The 18,636-nt window shown below is 71.7% G+C and carries 8 protein-coding genes; all 8 read left to right on the forward strand.

What is annotated here, in order from left to right:
- Positions 1-72: 72 nt before the first annotated feature.
- Entirely contained in the window at positions 73-4,470 is a 4,398-nt protein-coding gene (locus PQB87_RS21365; protein ID WP_489243731.1) for a non-ribosomal peptide synthetase, read from the forward strand.
- Positions 4,467-9,941 carry a non-ribosomal peptide synthetase gene (locus PQB87_RS21370; protein WP_489243733.1) on the forward strand — a complete coding sequence of 1,825 codons (5,475 nt, stop codon included), beginning with the start codon at positions 4,467-4,469 and terminating at the stop codon, positions 9,939-9,941. Before PQB87_RS21365 ends, PQB87_RS21370 begins: the two co-directional genes overlap by 4 nt.
- Positions 9,938-10,990, forward strand: coding sequence for a Gfo/Idh/MocA family oxidoreductase (locus tag PQB87_RS21375; RefSeq protein WP_174415643.1), 1,053 nt, complete (start codon positions 9,938-9,940; stop codon positions 10,988-10,990). Before PQB87_RS21370 ends, PQB87_RS21375 begins: the two co-directional genes overlap by 4 nt.
- A complete protein-coding gene (locus tag PQB87_RS21380) occupies positions 10,987-12,708 on the forward strand; it encodes an ABC transporter ATP-binding protein (RefSeq protein ID WP_233344205.1) in 1,722 nt (573 codons plus the stop codon). Before PQB87_RS21375 ends, PQB87_RS21380 begins: the two co-directional genes overlap by 4 nt.
- Positions 12,708-14,507: an ABC transporter ATP-binding protein gene (locus PQB87_RS21385; RefSeq protein ID WP_233344279.1), complete on the forward strand. Its 1,800-nt coding sequence runs from the start codon at positions 12,708-12,710 to the stop codon at positions 14,505-14,507. The genes PQB87_RS21380 and PQB87_RS21385 overlap by 1 nt, the downstream gene beginning before the upstream one ends.
- Before the next feature lie 212 nt (positions 14,508-14,719).
- Positions 14,720-16,843: a TonB-dependent siderophore receptor gene (locus tag PQB87_RS21390; RefSeq protein ID WP_489244267.1), complete on the forward strand. Its 2,124-nt coding sequence runs from the start codon at positions 14,720-14,722 to the stop codon at positions 16,841-16,843.
- Positions 16,843-17,106 (forward strand): hypothetical protein, encoded by a 264-nt coding sequence (locus tag PQB87_RS21395; RefSeq protein ID WP_027789648.1) that lies wholly within the window; start codon positions 16,843-16,845, stop codon positions 17,104-17,106. The genes PQB87_RS21390 and PQB87_RS21395 overlap by 1 nt, the downstream gene beginning before the upstream one ends.
- A gap of 1 nt (position 17,107) precedes the next feature.
- Positions 17,108-18,619 carry a PepSY-associated TM helix domain-containing protein gene (locus tag PQB87_RS21400; protein WP_489243735.1) on the forward strand — a complete coding sequence of 504 codons (1,512 nt, stop codon included), beginning with the start codon at positions 17,108-17,110 and terminating at the stop codon, positions 18,617-18,619.
- Positions 18,620-18,636 lie beyond the last annotated feature (17 nt).

The raw sequence follows: 18,636 nt of genomic DNA on the forward strand, positions 1-18,636 counted from the left end.
AGATAGATTCTCATTCACGGGTGGCCGCCGCCGCGCGGATCCGCCATCGAACGACCCATACAAGGCGTGCCCATGAGCCAGACCGCTGTCGATTCAACCATCGATCATTCCGATCCTTCCTGTTTTTCTCCCATTGCCTTTCGCTCGCAGCTCGTCGCGATGATCGCGGCGCTGCTCGACGAGCCCGTCGACGAAATCGCGTCGCTCGACGATGACGAGGACCTGCTGAGCTGCGGCCTCGATTCGATCCGGCTGATGTATCTGCAGACGCGCGTGAACCGGCTCGGCTACGCGCTGACGTTCGATGCGTTCGCGCGTACGCCGACGCTCGGCGCGTGGGCCGAGCTGCTCGCGAATGCGCCGCGCGGCGCGTCCGCGGCGCCCGACGTCGAGGCCGCCGAGGCGGTCGATGTCGACGTGCATGCGCCGTTCGACTTGTCCGCGGTGCAGCAGGCGTACTGGCTCGGCCGCGGCGACGGTGAAGTGCTCGGCAACGTGAGCTGCCACGCATTCCTCGAGTTTCGCAGCCGCGCGATCGATCCCGTTCGTCTCGACGCGGCGTGCCGACTCGTGCGCGAACGCCATCCGATGCTGCGTGCGCGCTTTGCCGGTGGCCGCCAGCAGATCGTCGCGGCACCGGAGGCGCCGGTGTTCGCGCATGCGGACTGGCGCGACCGGACGCCCGCCGAAGCGGAAACCGAATGGGTGTCGATGCGCGCGTTCCGGTCGCACGAATGTCTCGACGTCGAGCGCGCGCAGGTCTTCATGATGGGCCTCGCGCAGATGCCCGGCGGCGAGGATCGCGTGTGGCTGAGCGTCGACCTGCTCGCGGCCGACGTGGACAGCGTGCGGCTGCTGATGCAGGAGATCGGTGCCGCGTATGCCGAGCCGTCGGCGTTGCCCGACGCGCCGTCGACGTGGTTCCCGACCTGGCTCGCGCGTCGCGCGGCCGATACGCGCGATGCGCGGGCCGCGGCGCGCGATGCATGGCAGGCGCGGCTCGCGACGCTGCCGGAAGGGCCGGCGCTGCCGCTCGCCCGTGCGCCGGAAACGATCCGCGCACCGCGTTTCAGTCGCGTCACGCATACGCTGAGCACGGCCGAACTGACGCGCCTGCAGGCACGGGCCGCGCAGCATGGCGTCACGCTGTCGTCGGTGTTCGGTGCGGCTTTCGCGGCGGTGCTCGCGCGCTGGAGCGGCCGGCAGGCGTTCCTGCTCAACGTGCCGCTGTTCGACCGGCACGGCGATGCGCCCGATCTCGGCCGCGTGATCGCCGATTTCACGACGCTGCTGCTCGTCGAATGCGACATGCGCGCCGACGCGAGCGCGGCCGACACGGTACGCGCGTTCCAGCAGCGGCTGCACGGCGCGATCGCGCAGGCTGCGTATCCGGCGCTCGACGTGCTGCGCGATGCACGCAGGCAGGGCACACCGCGCGCGGCGCCCGTCGTGTTCTCGTGCAATCTCGGCGACGCGCCGTTCGTGCCCGACGCATTCGCGCGCGTGTTCGGCGATCTGCACGACATGATTTCGCAGACGCCGCAGGTGTGGCTCGATCACCAGCTCTATCGCGTGCCGGACGGCGCGTTGCTCGCATGGGACAGCGTCGACGGCCTGTTTCCCGACGGGATGGTCGATGCGATGTTCGGCGCGTATGTCGCGCTCGTGCAGGCGCTGTGCGATCGCGACTGGCGGCTGCCGATCGCGGTCGAGTTGCCGTCCGCGCAGCGACGCGTGCGCGATGCGCTCAACGCGGTGCCCGCTCCCGCGCGGCCGCGCACGCTGCATGCCGACTTCTTTGCATCGGCCGCGCGCGAGCCGGCGGCCGTTGCATTGCGGTGCGCCGAGCGCGTGGTGACGCGCGGCGAACTGGCCGCGCAGGCGCTGGCGATCGCGGGTGGCCTGCGTGCCGCCGGCATCGGTCACGGCGATGCCGTCGAGATCAGTCTGCCGCGCGGGCCGGAACAGGTGGCCGCGGTGTTCGGCGTACTGGCCGCCGGCGCGTGTTACGTGCCGCTCGACATTGCGCAGCCGGCCGCGCGCAAGACGCTGATCGAACGCGCGGCCGGCGTGAAGGCCGCGATCGGCGACACGGCGCACGCGGATGCGCCGCTGCCGCGCTTCGATGTTGCCTCGCTGATGAAACATGCGCCGCTGGCCGCGCCGCTCGCGGTGGCGCCGCAGGCCACCGCGTACGTGATCTACACGTCCGGTTCGACGGGCGTGCCGAAGGGTGTCGAGATGACGCACGCGGCGGCGCTCAACACGATCGACGCGATCGATGCACTGCTCGGCGTGCGTGCGCACGACCGGCTGCTCGCGGTATCGGCGCTCGATTTCGACCTGTCGGTGTACGACCTGTTCGGCGCGCTCGGTGCCGGCGCCGAGCTCGTGCTGCCGACCCAGGACGATGCGCGCGACGCGGCGCGCTGGATCGACCTGATCGCGCAGCATCGCGTGACGCTGTGGAATTCGGCGCCCGCGCTGCTCGAAATGGCGCTGGCGGTGCCCGCTGCGGCCGACGCATGCCGCAGCGTGCGCGCGGCGCTGCTGTCCGGCGACTGGATCGCGCTCGACCTGCCGGCGCGCCTGCGCGAACGGTGCGGCGACGCATGTGCGTTCCATGCGCTCGGCGGCGCGACCGAGGCCGGCATCTGGTCGAACGTGCAGACCGTGCGCGACGTGCCGCCGCACTGGCGTTCGATTCCGTATGGCCGGCCGTTGCCGGGGCAGGCCTATCGCGTCGTCGATACCGACGGCCGGGATGTGCCGGATTACGTGCCGGGCGAACTGCTGATCGGTGGCGACAGTCTCGCGCGCGGCTACCGGAACGATCCCGAGCTGACCGCGCAGCGCTTCGTGCAGCACGCGTCGGGCCGCTGGTATCGCACGGGCGACCGTGGCCGCTACTGGCCCGACGGCACGCTCGAATTCCTGGGGCGCGAGGATCGCCAGGTGAAGGTGCGCGGGCACCGGATCGAACTGGGTGAGATCGAGGCCGCGCTGGCCGCGCATCCGCAGATCGACGGTGCGTGCGCGAGTGTCGTGAATGGCGAAGTTGCGCGCATCGTCGCCGCATTCGTGCCGGCCGATCGCGTTGCCGATGCCGCGCCGTCGTCGCTCGCGGAGGCCGACCTGGCCGATACGGTTCAGGCGGAAGCGGCCGTTGCGCGTGCCGTCGCCGATCGGCTGCTCGATGGCGGCGCGGGCCTGCCGCCGTCGTTGCGTGCGCACCGGCACGCGAAAGGCGATGCGTCGATCTCCATCGACGGTGCGCTCGATCGGCTCGACTGGCATGCAACCGATCTCGACGATCTGACGTCGTCGCTGCGCGCGCTCGCAACCGATCCGGATACCGCCGCGCAGCGCGTGCCGCTGGACCCGTGCGTGGCACCGCTTGCGTTCGCGACGCGTTTGCCGGACGGCGCCCGCGTGCTGCGCGAGTTTGCCGGCGCGCTGGAGGCACAGGCCGCCGCACGCACCGGTGTGCTGCGGGTCGCGGTGGTCGACGCCCGCGCCGGGCAATGGTTCGAAGCGGGCCTCGGCGTGCTCGACGATCCACGTTTCGACGTGACGCTGTTCGACGTGTCGCCGGGGCTGCTGCACACCGCACAGGCACGCTTCACCCTTACGAGGCCCGCGCTTCAGACGATGCAGGACGGCTTGTTGCCCGCGCGGCATCTCGGCGAATTCGATTGCGTGATCAGTTTCGCGGCCGCGCATCTGCGCGACGATCCGCGCGATACGTTCCGGATCGCGGCCGCGCTGCTGGCGCAAGACGGCCGTTTGCTGTTCGCCGACGTGCTGCGCGACTCGCCGTTGCGTGAACTCGTCGCGAGCGTGGCGGGTGATGCGTCGTTGCCGCGGCCGTTCACGCCCGATGCGATCGCCGCCGCCGCGCATGCGTGCGGTTTTACGCTCGACTCCCGAAGCTGGCGTTCGAACGCATTCGCGTGCATCGATGCGCGCCGTGCCGGCGGACCGGCCGCGCAAGCGGCGCTGGCCGACTGGCTGCGCGACCGCTTGCCCGACGCGATGCGCCCCGATGCGCTGTGGTGCATCGCGCGCTGGCCGCTCAACGCGAACGGCAAGATCGACCGGCGGGCGGTGGGCGAGGCGCTCGCGCGTGCGCTCGGCGACGCTCCGGCCGCCCACGATGCATTCGTGCCGGCCGACGAACGGCAGGCGACGCTGCTCGCGTGCTGGGAGCACGCGCTCGGCCGCCCGGCGAACGCGCGCGATGCGACGTTCTTCGCGCTCGGCGGCGACAGCCTGCTCGCGACGCGCCTGCTCGCGCAACTGCGCGAGCGGCTCGGCGTGCGGGTCGGGATGGCGGCGTTCTACCGGCAGCCGACGCTCGCGGGTCTCGCCGCGCAGCTCGACGAGGCGGCACCGGCCGCGCCGGCCCTGCAAGCCTCGCAGGCCGACGGCGACACGCCGGTTGCGACGATCGAGGAGGGCGTGCTGTGAGCTTCGATGACGTGCTCGATCTTTGCCGCGAACGCCAGATCGAACTGTGGTGCGACGACGGCGGCCAGTTGCGCTATCGCGCGCCGGCCGGCGCGCTCGATGCGGACCTGGCCGCGCGCATCAAGGCCGAACGCGACGCGTTCGTCCGCTTCCTGCAGGACGGCGCATGGCGCTGCGATCCGGTGCGCCGTCACGAGCGGTTCGCACTGACGCCGGTGCAGGCCGCGTACGTGCTCGGCCGCCACGAATCGTTCGAGTACGGCGGCAATGCGTGCCATCTGTACGTCGAGTACGGCGAGCCCGCGAATCTCGACTGCGTGCGCTTCGAGGCGGCGTGGAACGCGTGCGTCGCGCGGCATCCGATGCTGCGTGCGATCGTCGAGGACAACGCATGGCAACGCGTGCTGCCCGACGTGCCGTGGCAGCCGCTCGCGGTGCACGACCTGCGCGATGCCGACGCGAACGCGTTCGACGCGCACGTGAAGCGTGTGCGCGAGCGCCTCGACCATGCGGTGCACGTGCTCGACCGCTGGCCGGTGCTGCAGCCGGAAGTGAGCCTCGGGCCGGACGGTGCGGTGCTGCACCTGTCGGTCGATTTCACGCTGATCGACTATGCGAGCCTGCAATTGCTGCTCGCCGAATGGCGGCGCCGCTACGACGACCCGCAGTGGCAGCCCGAGCCGCTCGACGCGACGTTCCGCGACTACGTCGTCAATGAAGCCCATGCCGGCACGCGCGCGGATCATGCGCGCGACAAGGCGTGGTGGCTTGCGCGCATCGACGATCTGCCGCCGCGCCCCGATCTGCCGGTGGTGCCCGCGATGCCGTCCGACGCGCGGCCGCGCTTCACGCACCGGCATGCGCGGCTCGATCGTGCGCAATGGGCCGCGCTGAGCGGCCACGCGAGCCGCTTCGGCTTGAGCGCGGCGAGTGTCGCGCTGGCCGCGTTCGCCGAAGTCGTCGGCCGCTGGAGCCAGTCGCCCGCGTTCTGCCTGAACCTGACGGTGCTGAACCGGCCGCCCGTGCATCCGCGCATCGACGCGGTGCTCGGCGATTTCACCGCGCTGAGCCTGCTCGCGGTCGACGCGACGCAAGGGCGCGATTTCGTCGAGCGTGCCCGCGCGATCGGCGCGCGGATGTTCGACGACCTCGACCATCGTGCGTTTACCGGTGTCGACGTGATGCGCGAACTCGCGCGACGGCGCGGCAAGGATGCGGCGCTGATGCCGGTGGTGTTCACGAGCGGCATCGGCAGTGTCGGCCGGCTGCTCGGCGAACACGCGGCCCGCGCCGAGCCGCCGCGCTACATGATCAGCCAGACGCCGCAGGTGTGGCTCGACTGCCAGGTGACCGATCAGTTCGGCGGCCTGGAAATCGGCTGGGACGTGCGCGACGACCTGTTTCCGGACGGGATGCCCGCGGCGATGTTCGACGCTTACGTCGCCCTGCTGGGCCGGCTCGCCGCCGACGCCGCGTGGTGGTCGCGCGCGGGCGACATCGTGCTGCCGTCCGCTGCACCGGCCGCCGGGATCCATCCGGATGCGGATACGCACATCGCGGCCGGCTTCGCCGCGCAGGCGTTGCGTACGCCCGACGCGCCGGTGGTGATCGATGCGCAGGGGGCGCGCACGTATCGCGACGTCGCGCAGCACGCGGCGGCGCTGCGGTCGGCGCTCGAGCAGGCCGGCGTCGCCGCGGGCGATACCGTCGCGGTGCTGATGCCGAAGTGCGCGCACCAGCTCGTGGCCGTGCTCGCGATTGTCCAGGCGGGCGCCGCGTACGTGCCGGTCGACAGCCGTCAGCCGGCGCTGCGGCAACAGGCGATCCTGCGCAATGCGCGGGTGCGTGCGGTCGTCAGCGTGCAGGCGCTCGAGTTCGAACACGACGGGTGCGTGCGCATCGATGTCGATGCAGTGCCGGTCGATCCGCAATGGCCGCCGCGCGCCGCGCGCGACATCGCCGGCGACGCACTCGCGTACGTGATCTATACGTCGGGCTCCACCGGCGAGCCCAAGGGCGTGATGCTGAGCCACGCGGCCGTCTGCAACACGCTGGCCGACATCAGCGCGCGCCATGAAGTCGGCGACGGCGACGTGGTGCTCGGCCTGGCCGAGTTGAGCTTCGACCTGTCCGTCTACGACTTCTTCGGCGCGACCGCGCGCGGCGCGTGCATCGTGCTGCCCGATCCGGCACGCGGCAACGATCCGTCGCATTGGGCCGCGCTGATGGCGCGCCATCGCGTGACGCTGTGGAATTCGGTTCCCGCGCAAGGGCAGATGCTGATCGATTACGTCGAAAGCGAACCGGCGCTCGATGTGCCGGGCCCGCGCCGCGTGCTGTGGTCGGGCGACTGGATTCCGGTGACGCTGCCCACCCGCTGGTGGCGGCGCTGGCCCGACAGCGCGCTGTTCAGCCTCGGCGGCGCGACCGAGGCGTCGATCTGGTCGATCGAGCATCCGATCCGTCCGGCGGACACGCAGCTGGCCAGCATTCCTTACGGCCGCGCGCTGACCGGGCAGACGATGGAGGTGCTCGACGCGCTCGGCCGGCCGTGCCCACCGGGCGTGCGCGGCGAGATCCATATCGGCGGTGTCGGGCTGGCGACGGGTTACGCGAACGATCCGGTGCGAACGGCGGAACGCTTCATCCGTCATGGCGACGGGCGGCGACTCTACCGCACCGGCGATCTCGGCCGCGTGCGCGCCGACGGTTCGCTCGAATTCCTCGGGCGGCAGGACGATCAGGTGAAGATCCGCGGCTACCGGATCGAGCTGGCCGAGATCGATGCGGCGCTGACCGCGCATCCGCTCGTCGGCGCGGCCGCGACGATCGTGCTCGGCGACGGCACGGAGCGCCGGCTCGCGAGCTTCGTGTCGCTGCACGGCGCGGAGCCGCCGCAGCAGGACGACGCGCTGCACGAGATCGCGGCGCACGTGCGCACGGCGTTCGACGCCGCGCGCTGGCCCGCGCATGCGGACGTGGCGCGGTCGGTTGCCCGGCTCGAAGCGGCCTGCGTTGCATCGCTGGCAGCGTGGATCGTGCCGGCAGGGGCGCTGACCGAGGAGGCGGCGACGGACTTCGCGACGTTGTGCGAACGGTTGCGCGTGCCGGCGGCGCGACAGCATCTGCTGCGTCACTGGCTCGCGATGCTCGACCGGCATGGCGTGCTGCACGCGGATGCCGAAGGCGGCTGGCGCAGGCGGCCCGATGCCGGCCATGCCGATGCGCATGCCTGCTGGGACGCATTTGCGCAGGATGCGTCGCCCGATCTGTGGCCGGCCGTCCTCGTCGACTACTTCCGCGACAGCGCGGGATGCATCGACGTGCAGGTGGACGGCACCGTGTCGCCCGCCGGCCTGATGTTCCCGGAAGGCGCAGCGCATATCGCCGACGCGATGTACAGCGACGGCGAACATGCGCGGGCCCTGCATGACGGAATGGCACGGGCCGTGCGTGCGATCGTCGCGCGCGAGCCGCAGCGTCCGTGGCGCATCCTCGAGATCGGCGCGGGTACGGCCGCGGCGACGCGGGCGATCGTCGACGCGCTCGCGCCGCTGGTCGAAGCGGGCGCGCGGATCGACTACCTGTTCAGCGACGTGTCGAGCTATTTCCTCGCGGCGGCGCGCGAGCGCTTCGCCGCGTATCCGTGGATGCGGTTCGAGCGGTTCGACATGAACGCGGCGCTCGACGCGCAGGGTATTGCGCCGCATTCGATCGACATCACGATCAGCTCCGGCGCGCTGAACAATGCACGCGACACGGTCGCGCTGGTCGCCGGATTGCGTGCGCTGTCGGCGGCCGATGCGTGGTGGGTGATCCAGGAACTGACGACCGAGCATCCGGAGATCAGCATCAGCCAGGGGTTGATGATGGAAACGCCGCACGATGCGCGCATCGAATCGGCGCGTCTGTTCGTGCCGCGCGCGCAGTGGCTCGAATGGCTGCAAGCGGCGGGCGGCGATCGCGCGCTCGGTTGCGTGGCATCCGGCACGCCGCTCGACGCACTCGGCTACGACATCCTGCTCGCGCACGTGAAGCGCGGTGCGGCGCGCATCGCGCCGGACGCGCTGCTGGCATGCGTCGCGGAGCGCGTGCCGGGCTACATGGTGCCGTCGCAATTGCGCGTGCTCGACCGCCTGCCCGTGACCGCGAACGGCAAGATCGATCGCCGCACGCTGGCCGGCATCGCCGACCTCCGCGAACCGGAGCCGGCGGCCGCCCGGCCGGCTCACGCGCAGGCCGCCGCCGATCCGCTGCTGGCGCGGCTGATCGGCTTGTGGGAAGCCGTGCTCGATACGCGTAACGTCACGCCCGATCAGGACTTCTTCGCCGCGGGCGGCGATTCGCTGCTGATCGCGCAACTCGTGTCGCGGCTGCGCGGCGAGGAACCGCTCGCGCACGCGCATCCGTTCGACCGGTTGCTGCGCTGGGTGCTCGCGCAACCGACGCCCGCCGCGTTCGCGCAATGCCTGCGCGACGCGGATGCGCAGCCGTCGGGCAGCGCATCGCCGGTTGCGCCGGCCACCCCGCGCAGCGCGCACGTTTCGGCGGTCGTCCATGCGCCGGCGCCGCGCGTGCGCGCCGGCGTGCGGCCGATCCCGCTCGCGCCCGGCGACGGCGTGCCGCGCGTGATCGTGCATGAAGGGCTCGGCACCGTGCATGCGTATCGTCCGGTCATGCCGGCGCTCGCGCGGCTCGGCCCGGTGCTCGGCTTCGCGGTGCGCGACGCGCAGGACTATCTCGACCTGCCGGCACGCCACCTGAACGCGACGCTCGGCCGGCGTTATGCGGATGCGCTGTGGCGCACCGGCGTGCGCGAGGTCGACGTGCTCGGCTACTGCTCGGGCGGGCTGGTCGCGCTCGAAATGGCGAAGTCGCTCGTGCAGCTCGGCGTCGAGGTGCGCACGCTCGACATCGTGTCGAGCTACCGGATTCCCTACCTGATCGAAGACGAGCGGCTCGTGCTGTTCAACTTCGCGGCGACGCTCGGGCTGCCGCTCGACGCGCTCGGGTTTCCGGAGACGTATGTGCTGGCCGACGCACTCGCCGACGCATTGAAGGCCGACCCCGCGCGTCTCGCGCCCGGCAGCCTGCAGGCCCAGCTGGAGATTTTCGGCGACCGCTGCGAGCCGCTCGACGCGTTGCGCCGCCGCGTGCTGCGCGCGGCCGCCGGATTGTCGATGCAGGACGAGGTCGCGCATCCGCTGCTCGACGAGCGCGAACGGCTGTACCGGCTTTTCATGCATTCGGTGCAGGCGAGCCACTGGGCGGGCGACGCGCCGTACGCGGGTGCGCTGCGGCTGTTCGTGCCGGAGCGTTGCAACCCGCTGATTCCGCAGCAGCGCGCGGCGCTCACCGAATACTGGACGGCACAGGCGCTCGGCGGCATCACGTCCGTCGATATCCCCGGCGGTCATTTCGACTGCCTGAACGCCGCGTTCGTCGACACCCGCCTGAAGGAGGCGCAATGAAGGCTCATCCGCTGCCGGTCGTCGTGGCCGGCTCCCGCTTCGGCCAGTTCTATGCGGCGGGCCTCGCCGCGTCCGGCACGTATCGCGTCGCCGGCATCCTGGGGCAAGGCAGCGCGCGTACCGCCGCGCTGGCCGCGCGCGTCGGCGCGCCCGTGTTCGACCGTCCGGAAGCGTTGCCCGACGACGTGCGCGCTGCGTGCGTCGCGGTCGGCGGCGCGGCGCGCGGCGCCGACGGGGCCGCGCTCGCGTGCCGGCTGCTCGAGCGCGGGATCGACGTCGTGATCGAGCATCCGCTGCTGCCCGACGAGTGGGACCGCGTGCTGCGCACCGCGTCGCGTCACGGCCGGCGCTGCCTGCTCAACAGTTTCTATCCGAACCTGCCGGTCGTCTCCCGCTTCATCGCCGTCGCGCGACGGCTGCGTGAAACGAGCGCGCTTGTACATGCGGATGTCGTGTGCTCGGTGCAGGCCAGTTACGCGGCGCTCGACGTGCTCGCCGCCGCGCTGCAGGGCGTGGGCCCGTGGTCGGTCGAGCCGGTCGGGCCGGCACTGTCGTCGATGCGCGAATGCGCGATGGTGCTCGCCGAAACGCCGGTCTCGCTGCGCGTGCACAACGAGATGGCGGCGGCCGACGACGGCCGGATGAGCATGCTGTTCAGCATCACGCTGACGACGGACGCCGGCACGTGGACGCTCGCGTCGCCGCATGGCCCGCTGTGGTGGGCGCCCGCGCTGCGCGAACCGGCGACGGACGACGACGGGTTGTTCCCGATCTTCGGCGACGCGGCGGGCGACGACATGCCGAGCATCCAGATCTGCGACGATGCGCGCGATACGTGGGGCGCGATTCATGCCCGCAGCTGGCCGCAGGCGGCCGTGCGCGCGGTCGACCGGCTCGTGTCGGGCGAAGGGTTGCACGCGTGCAACCAGCGCAGCATCGACGTGGCGCGCGTCTGGCAGCAACTGACGATGCAGCTCGGTTTTCCGGAGCAGCCGCCGGGCGACGCGTGCGCGGCCACGCTCGGCATGCTGCTGGAGCGTGCCGCATGAAGGGGCCGTTGCTTTCGATGTTGCGGCCGTTCGCGGTGCCGCTTGCGGCGGCGGTCGTGCTGCAGGCGCTGGCGGGTATCGCGTCGCTCGTGCCGTGGCTCGCGCTCGGCCGTATCGCCGACGCATGGCGCGCGACGGCCCAGCTCGACGCGATGGCGCGCGGCTGGCTCGTCGCGGCCGTGGCGGCCGGCGTGTGCTGGCTGGGCGGCCAGACGGTCGCGCTGCACCTGACGCACCGTGTCGACGCTGATCTCGCCGACCGCTTGCGCAGGCGGCTCGCCGATCATCTGCAACGCTTGCCGCTCGGCTGGTTCGCGCGCGCGGGCAGCGATCGCGTCGCGCGTCACGTCGACCAGGACGTGCGCGCGCTGCACCAGCTCGTCGCGCATGCGCCGGCCGACGTCACGCAACTCGTCGTCGTGCCGTGCGCGGCGCTGGCGTGCCTGCTTTACCTGAATCCCGTGCTGCTCGCCTTTGCGCTGGTCCCGCTCGTCGCGGGCGCCGCGCTGTTCCGCTGGATGCGCTCGGCGCGGTTCGCACCGGCCATCGCGGCGCGCAACGCGGCACTCGAACAGCTGATGGGCGATTACGCGCAGCTCGCGCAGAACCCGGCGCTCGTGCGGCAGTATCCGGGCGCCGGCATCGAGGCGGCCGCGCTCGCGTCGACCGGGCGCTTCGACCAGGCGTTTTCGGCGTGGGTCGGCCGCGTCGGCGGGCCCGGTGCCTGCACGCAGGTGCTGCTCGGCACGCCGTTCCTGCTCGCGTGGGTCGTGTTCGGCGCGACGTGGCTCACGGCCGGCCGCCTGCCGGTCGGCGAATTGTGTGCGTTCGCGCTGCTGATCTGGGCGGTCGCCGCGCCGGTGCGGGCGCTCGGCCACGGTGCCGACGCGCTGCGCGAAGCGCGCGCGGCCGCTGCGCGCCTCGATGCGTTGCTCGCCCAGCCGGGCCTGCCCGAGCCGGCCGACGGCGCGGCACAGGTGCCGCGCGATGCGTCGATCGAGCTGCGCGGCGTGAGCGTCGACATCGACGGCACGCCGATCCTGCGCGACATCGACGCGACGGTCGCGGCGGGCACGACCACCGCGATCGTCGGGCCGTCGGGTGCGGGCAAGAGCACGCTGCTGATGCTGCTCGCGCGCTTCATGGACCCCGACCGCGGCACGGTGCGGCTCGGCGGCGCCGACCTGCGGCTGCTCGCGCCGGATACGCGGCGCGAGCAGGTGGCGATGGTGTTCCAGCAGGCCGCCGCGCTCGACGTGTCGATTGCCGCGAACATCGCGCTGTACCGGCCCGATGCCGATCACGACGCGATTCGCGCGGCCGCGCGCGCGGCCTGTCTCGACGAACGCATCGATGCGTTGCCGGGCGGCTACGGTTGCGTGTGCGGGCGCGACGTGCGGCTGTCCGGCGGCGAGCTGCAGCGGCTGGCGATTGCGCGTGCGCTGCTGTCGACGGCGCCGCTGTTGCTGCTCGACGAACCGGCATCGGCACTCGATCCGCAAACCGGGCGCGCATTGCGCAATGCGCTGCGCGGCGACGCGCGCACGCGCGTGATCGTCAGCCACGATCTCGACGCGATCCGGCAGGCAGACCAGATTCTCGTGATGGATCGCGGCCGCATCGTCGAGCGCGGCACGCATGCGGCGCTGCTGGCCGCGTGCGGGCTGTATGCGCGGCTGTGGCGCGAACGCGGTGCCGCGGACGGGGAGGCCGCATGATGACGAAATCGCTCAAACGTTTGCAGTGCCTGCCATCCGGCACACGCCGCGCGCTGTGGCGCGGGGTCGGCTGGGCGGTGGCGGCCGCGTTGCTCGACGGCGCCTGCGGGTTGCTGCTCGTGCCGTTGATCCGCGCGTGGTTCGCCGGCGCGCAGGCAGCCGTGTTGCACTGGACGATCGTGCTCGGTGCGCTGACCCTGTGCCACGCATTCGTGCTGTATGTCGCGCAGCGCGGCGGCTATCGCGCGGGCGGCGCGCTCGCGGCCGGTCTCGTCGAACGCCTCGTGCGGCACCTGCCGCGTATCGCGTCGTGGCAGGCCGTGCGCGACAGTCATCCGGCCGGGCTGCTGCGCGGGCCGGTCATGCAGGCGATGGGGATTCCGGCGCACCTGCTCGGGCCGCTGATCGGCGCGGTCGTGACGCCGCTTGCGGTCGTCGCCGGGCTCGCGTGGATCGACTGGCGCATCGCGCTCTGCCTCGCGGCAGCCGCCGTGTTGCTGTTCGCGCTGCTCGAGCGCGGCGGCACGCGCACTCTTGCGTTCGAGCAGGCGCGCGCGTCCGGCGATCGCGACATGGCCATGCAGCTTCAGACCTTCGCCGCGCATCAGGGGCTGCTGCGCTTCGCGGGCCGGGAAGGCGACGCGCGCGCGGCGCTGATGCACGCGTTCGACGCGCAGCATCGCCGCACGCGCGCGCTGATGCGCCGCTCGCTGCCGATCGAACTCGGCTTCGCGGGCGCGGTGCAGGGCGTGTTCGTCGCGATGCTGGCCGGCGGCGCATGGGCCGTCTCGGCGGGCCGGCTCGATGCCGCGACGGCCGTGGCGGTGCTCGTGCTGCTCGTGCGTTTCATCGAACCGCTCGCGCAGCTCACGCAGCTCGACCAGGCGCTGCGTGGCGCCTGGCGCGCACTCGACACCGTGCTCGCGGTGCTGCATGCGCCGCGTTTCGACAGCCCCGACCGCGGCACGCCGGTACACGACGCGAGTGTCGACGCGGTGCGCGTTGGCTACCGTTCGCCCGCCGGCGCGACGCTGCTGGACGGCGTCGACCTGCATTGCCCGGCGGGCGGCTTCGTCGCGATCGTCGGCCCCACGGGTGCCGGCAAGAGCACGCTGCTCGGCCTGCTCGCGCGGCTCGACGATCCGGGCGCCGGGCGCGTGCTGCTCGGCCGCGCCGATGTCCGGCACCTGAGCGAGGCGACGCTCGCGGCGACGCGCAACCTCGTGTTCCAGGACAACGGGCTGTTTCGCGGCAGCCTCGCGTGGAACGTGCGGATGGGCCGCCCGGACGCGACCGATGCCGAACTGCGTGACGCGCTCGACGCGGCCGGCCTGCTGCACGACGCCGAGCGCTTGCCGGACGGGCTCGAATCCGACGTGGGGCCGGGCGGCCAGTTGCTGTCGGGCGGGCAGCGCCAGCGGGCGTGCCTGGCGCGCGCGCTGCTGTCGCGTGCGCCGGTGCTGATGTTCGACGAGCCGACCGCGAGCCTCGACGAATCGAGTGCGCGGCGCGTGCGCGACAGCCTCGTCGCGCTGCGCGGGCAGCGCACGCGCATCGTCGTCACCCACCAGCCGGCGCTCGCGGCGGCCGCCGACACGATCGTCGTGCTCGATGCGGGCCGCGTGCGGGCGACCGGCACGCACGCGCAGCTGGCCGAGACCGATGCGTGGTACGCGGCCTTCGCCCGCGCGGAGCCGGGGCTCGACGGGCGGCCGCCGGACGATCTGGAGGCTAAGGACGCAGAGGACGCTGTGGGCGCTTCGAACGCGGAAGCCCGGCCGGCCGAATCCGAACACTGACGTGAACAATGCGGGCCGGCGTGCCCGGAATCGATAGGAAAAGCCCCTCGATCGAAAAATGGCCTGCCGGTTCTATTTGATAATGAGAATGATTATCAAATACGGGGGCGTGAATGCGGTACGAGGTGCTGGAACCTGGGAGATCGATGACGAAGGGCGCGCGCGTCGCCCGTTTGGGGCGAGGGCGCTGGCGCCCGTCGCTATATCTTGGCCTGCTGATCGCCGCGCATCCGGCGGCGGCGTTCGCCGATGCGGCGCCGGCGGCCGGCGCGGAAGTCCGGAAGGAGGAAACGACCGCCGTGAAGCCTGCCGCGGGCGAGCTGAAGGCGATTTCGGTGACCGCGTCGCGCGGCGTGGCCGACGATCCGGCCGTGGCGACGGTCGGCAAGATGCCGCTGGCGTTGCGGGAGATTCCGCAGTCGGTCAGCGTGACGACGCGCGAACGGATCGACCAGCAGAACCTGTATTCGCTCGACGAGGTGATGCAGCAATCGGCGGGCGTGACCGTGCAGCCGTACGTGCTGCTCACCACCGCGTATTTCGTGCGCGGTTTCAAGGTCGATTCGTTCGAATTCGACGGCGTGCCGGTGGTGATCGGCGACATGGCGAGCGCGCCGCAGGACATCTCCGTGTACGAACGCGTGGAGATCCTGCGCGGTGCGAACGGCCTGCTGCACGGCTCGGGCAACCCGGCCGCGACGGTCAACCTCGTGCGCAAGCGGCCGCAGTACCAGTTCTCCGCGAACGCGAGCGTGAGCGTCGGCAGCTGGGACCGCTACCGCGCGGAAGCCGACATCGGCGGCCCGCTCAATGCGGCCGGCACCGTGCGCAGCAGGCTCGTCGCCGCATACGAGGATCGTCATTTCTTCTACGACCATGCGAAACAGGACACGCGCTCGATCTACGGCATCACGGAAGTCGACGTGACGCGCGACACGCTGCTCACGTTCGGCGCGCAATACCAGACGACGCGCTCGGTGCCCGACATGTCCGGCGTGCCGATGGCGCGCGACGGGTCGAGCCTCGGCCTGTCGCGCTCGACGTTCCTCGACACGGCGTGGGGCCACTTCGACTGGGACACGACGCGCGCGTTCGCGTCGGTCGAGCAGAAGCTCGGCGCCGGCTGGAAGGCGAAGGTCAGCGGCGAATACCAGAGCGTGCGCTCCGACCTGAAATACGCGGGCTCGTACGGCGCGATCGATCCGTCGACCGGTGCGGGCGGCGCGCTGACGGGCGGCGCGTACCAGTTCAGCAGCTACAGCCGCAGCATCGATGCGAACGTGCAGGGGCCGGTACATGCGTTCGGGCTGACGCACGACCTGCTGTTCGGCGTGACCTACGCGAACAGCAGCAGCGGGCAGATGTCGGCGCAGTTGCTCGGCAACGTGGCCGGCATGCCGGTGAACGTCTACCGCTGGAACCCGAGCAGCGTGCCCGAGCCGGGCGTCGGCCCGTACCAGCAGTCGCAGCAGAACGACGTGTCGCAGAAGGGCGTGTACGGCCTCGGCCGCATCAAGCTCGCGGAACCCGTCACGCTCGTGCTCGGCGGCCGGATGAGCTGGTGGAACCAGGACAGCCTCGGCGCGCACTACAACACCGGCCACCAGTTCACGCCGTACGGCGGGCTGATCTGGGATTTCGGGCGCGACTGGTCGTGGTACGCGAGCTATGCGGAAGTGTTTCAGCCGCAAACCAAGTCGATGTGGGGCGGCGGCATCCTGACGCCGGTGAAGGGGCGCACCTACGAGACGGGCGTGAAGGGCGAGCTGGCGGGCGGCAAGCTGAACGTGTCGCTCGCGGCGTTCCGCATCGATCTCGACAACAATCCGCAGGTCGATCTCGCGCATCCGTGCGCCGGGCCGAACTGCTACTACGTGAACGGCGGCAGCGTGCGCAGCCAGGGCTTCGAGTTCGAGGCGAACGGCCGCATCACGCCGTGGTGGAGCGTGTGGGCGAGCTATACGTACGACACGATGCGCTATGCGGACAACCTCGCGAACGCGGGCACGTTCGCGCCGCTGCTGAACCCGCGCCACCTGTTCCGGCTGTGGACCAACTACGACCTGCCGTGGCAGGAGCGGCGCTGGAGCATCGGCGGCGGCGTGCAGGTGCAGAGCAATTACTCGGCGCAGGCGAACGGCGTCACGATGAGCCAGGGCGGCTACGCGCTCGCCAGCGTGCGGCTCGGCTATCGCTACGACAAGCACTGGAGCGCGGCGGTCAACGTCAACAACCTGTTCGACCGCAAGTACTACCTGAGCCTGAGCAACCCGGGCTGGAACAACCGCTACGGGGAGCCGCGCAACGTGATGCTGACCGTGCGCGGGCAGTTCTGATGGCGGGCGGCTGGGGGACGCGGGCGGCGCTCGCGATCGCAGGCGTGCTGCCGGGCGCGGTCGCGCTGGCGGTCACGCTGGCCCGTCATTACCCGGCCGACGGCCTGAACCGGCTCTACGCGGCGGTGCTGCTGTCGCTGGCCGCGGGTGTCGCCGCGCTGCTGTGGGTGCTCGTCGCGCCCGGGCGGCGGCAGGCCGCGTGGCGCGCCTGCCTGTGGCTCGCGGTGCTCGTGCCGTGCGCGATGTTCTGGGGAGGGCGCTGACATGGACGCTTCATCGCGTTCGCGCTGGCGCGCGCTGCATCGCGGCGCCGGTGCGCTGTTCGGCGTGGTGCTGTTCGTCGTGCTGTTCAGCGGCACGTGGAGTCTCGCGACCGATTCGATGCAGGGCTGGTGGCGGCCGCCGCCGGTCGCCGTCGCGCGGCCGGCGCTGCCGCTCGATACGCTCGTCGCACGCGCGGCGGCGCTCGGCGTGCCGTTGCGCGATGCGCGCATCGTGCTGCCGCAACCGGACGATCCGGCGATCCGTTTCTGCGACGCGCGCCAGGCCTGCACGCTGGCTCTCGACCCGGCGACGGGCGAGCGGCTGGCCGACGGCGGACGCGCGGCGTTGCTCGTCACGCTGCACAAGACGCTGTTCGCGGGCTTTCCCGGGCGGATCTTCGTCAGCCTGTGGGGGATCGTGCTGCTCGTGCTCATCGTCGCGGGCCTGGTCGTGCATCACCGGCGCTGGCCCGCCGCGGCGCGCATCCGGCGCGGCAGCGGGCTGCGCGCCGCGCTGTTCGACCTGCACGCGTGGATCGGCCTGTGGGGCTCGCCGTGGCTCGTGCTGTTCGCGTTTACCGGCGCGTTGTCGGGGCTGGGTGCGCTCGGCACGGTGTCGCTTGCGGGCGTCGCATATCCGGGGCAACCGCAGCGCGCGTTCGCCGAACTGCTCGGCGGGCCGTCGCCGATTGCCGCCGGCGGCGCGTGGCAACGCGCGCCCGATCTCGAGGCGCTGCTGCGGCGCGATGCGGCACGTGCGCCGGATTTCCGGCGCGAAGCCGTCGTGCTGCATCGGTGGGGCGACGTGAATGCGCGTGTCGAGATTGCCGGGACGACCGCCGGCCTGCCGAGCACGGCGGTGTTCGAGCGCCACCTGTATCGCGCGGTGGACGGGCAATGGCTCGCGGACGCCACGTCGCGCGGCCGAGGCTTCTGGTTGCGTGCGTTCATCGCGGTGCAGCCGCTGCATTTCGCGCAATACGGCTGGGTCGGTGCGATGGGCGGCGTGCTGCGCGTGCTGCATTTCCTGATGGGACTCGCGGCGTGCGCGCTCTGCGCGACGGGGCTGCATCTGTGGATCGAGCGGCGGCGGGCGCAGCACGACCGCTTGGCGAACGTGCTGGCCGCGGTCGCCGTCGGCACCTGCGGCGGGCTGGTGCTCGCCGGCGGCGTCCTGCTGCTCGCGGGGCGTGCGTTGCCCGCCGGCGTGCACGTCGACCATGTGCTCGCGATGCTGTTCTGGGCCGTGTGGGGCGGTGCATTCGCGCTCGCGGCCTGCGTGGCCGATCGCGCGGCCTGGCTGCGCACGCTGATGCGTGCGGCCGGCGCCGCTTACGGGCTGGCAGGGGCGACGCATTGCGCGATCGCGCTGCTCGGCGCAGGCGAACCCGTGTACTGGCCGATCGACGCGGCGCTCGTCGCGTTCGGCGCATTGCTGCTGCGTGCCGCGCGCCGTCCGCGCCGCGATGCGATGCAGCCCGCGCGCGTGCCGGCCGGTGCCGAACCTTTTTAATTTCATGCAACTGGAGA

Source organism: Burkholderia sp. KL41, assembly GCF_057005415.2.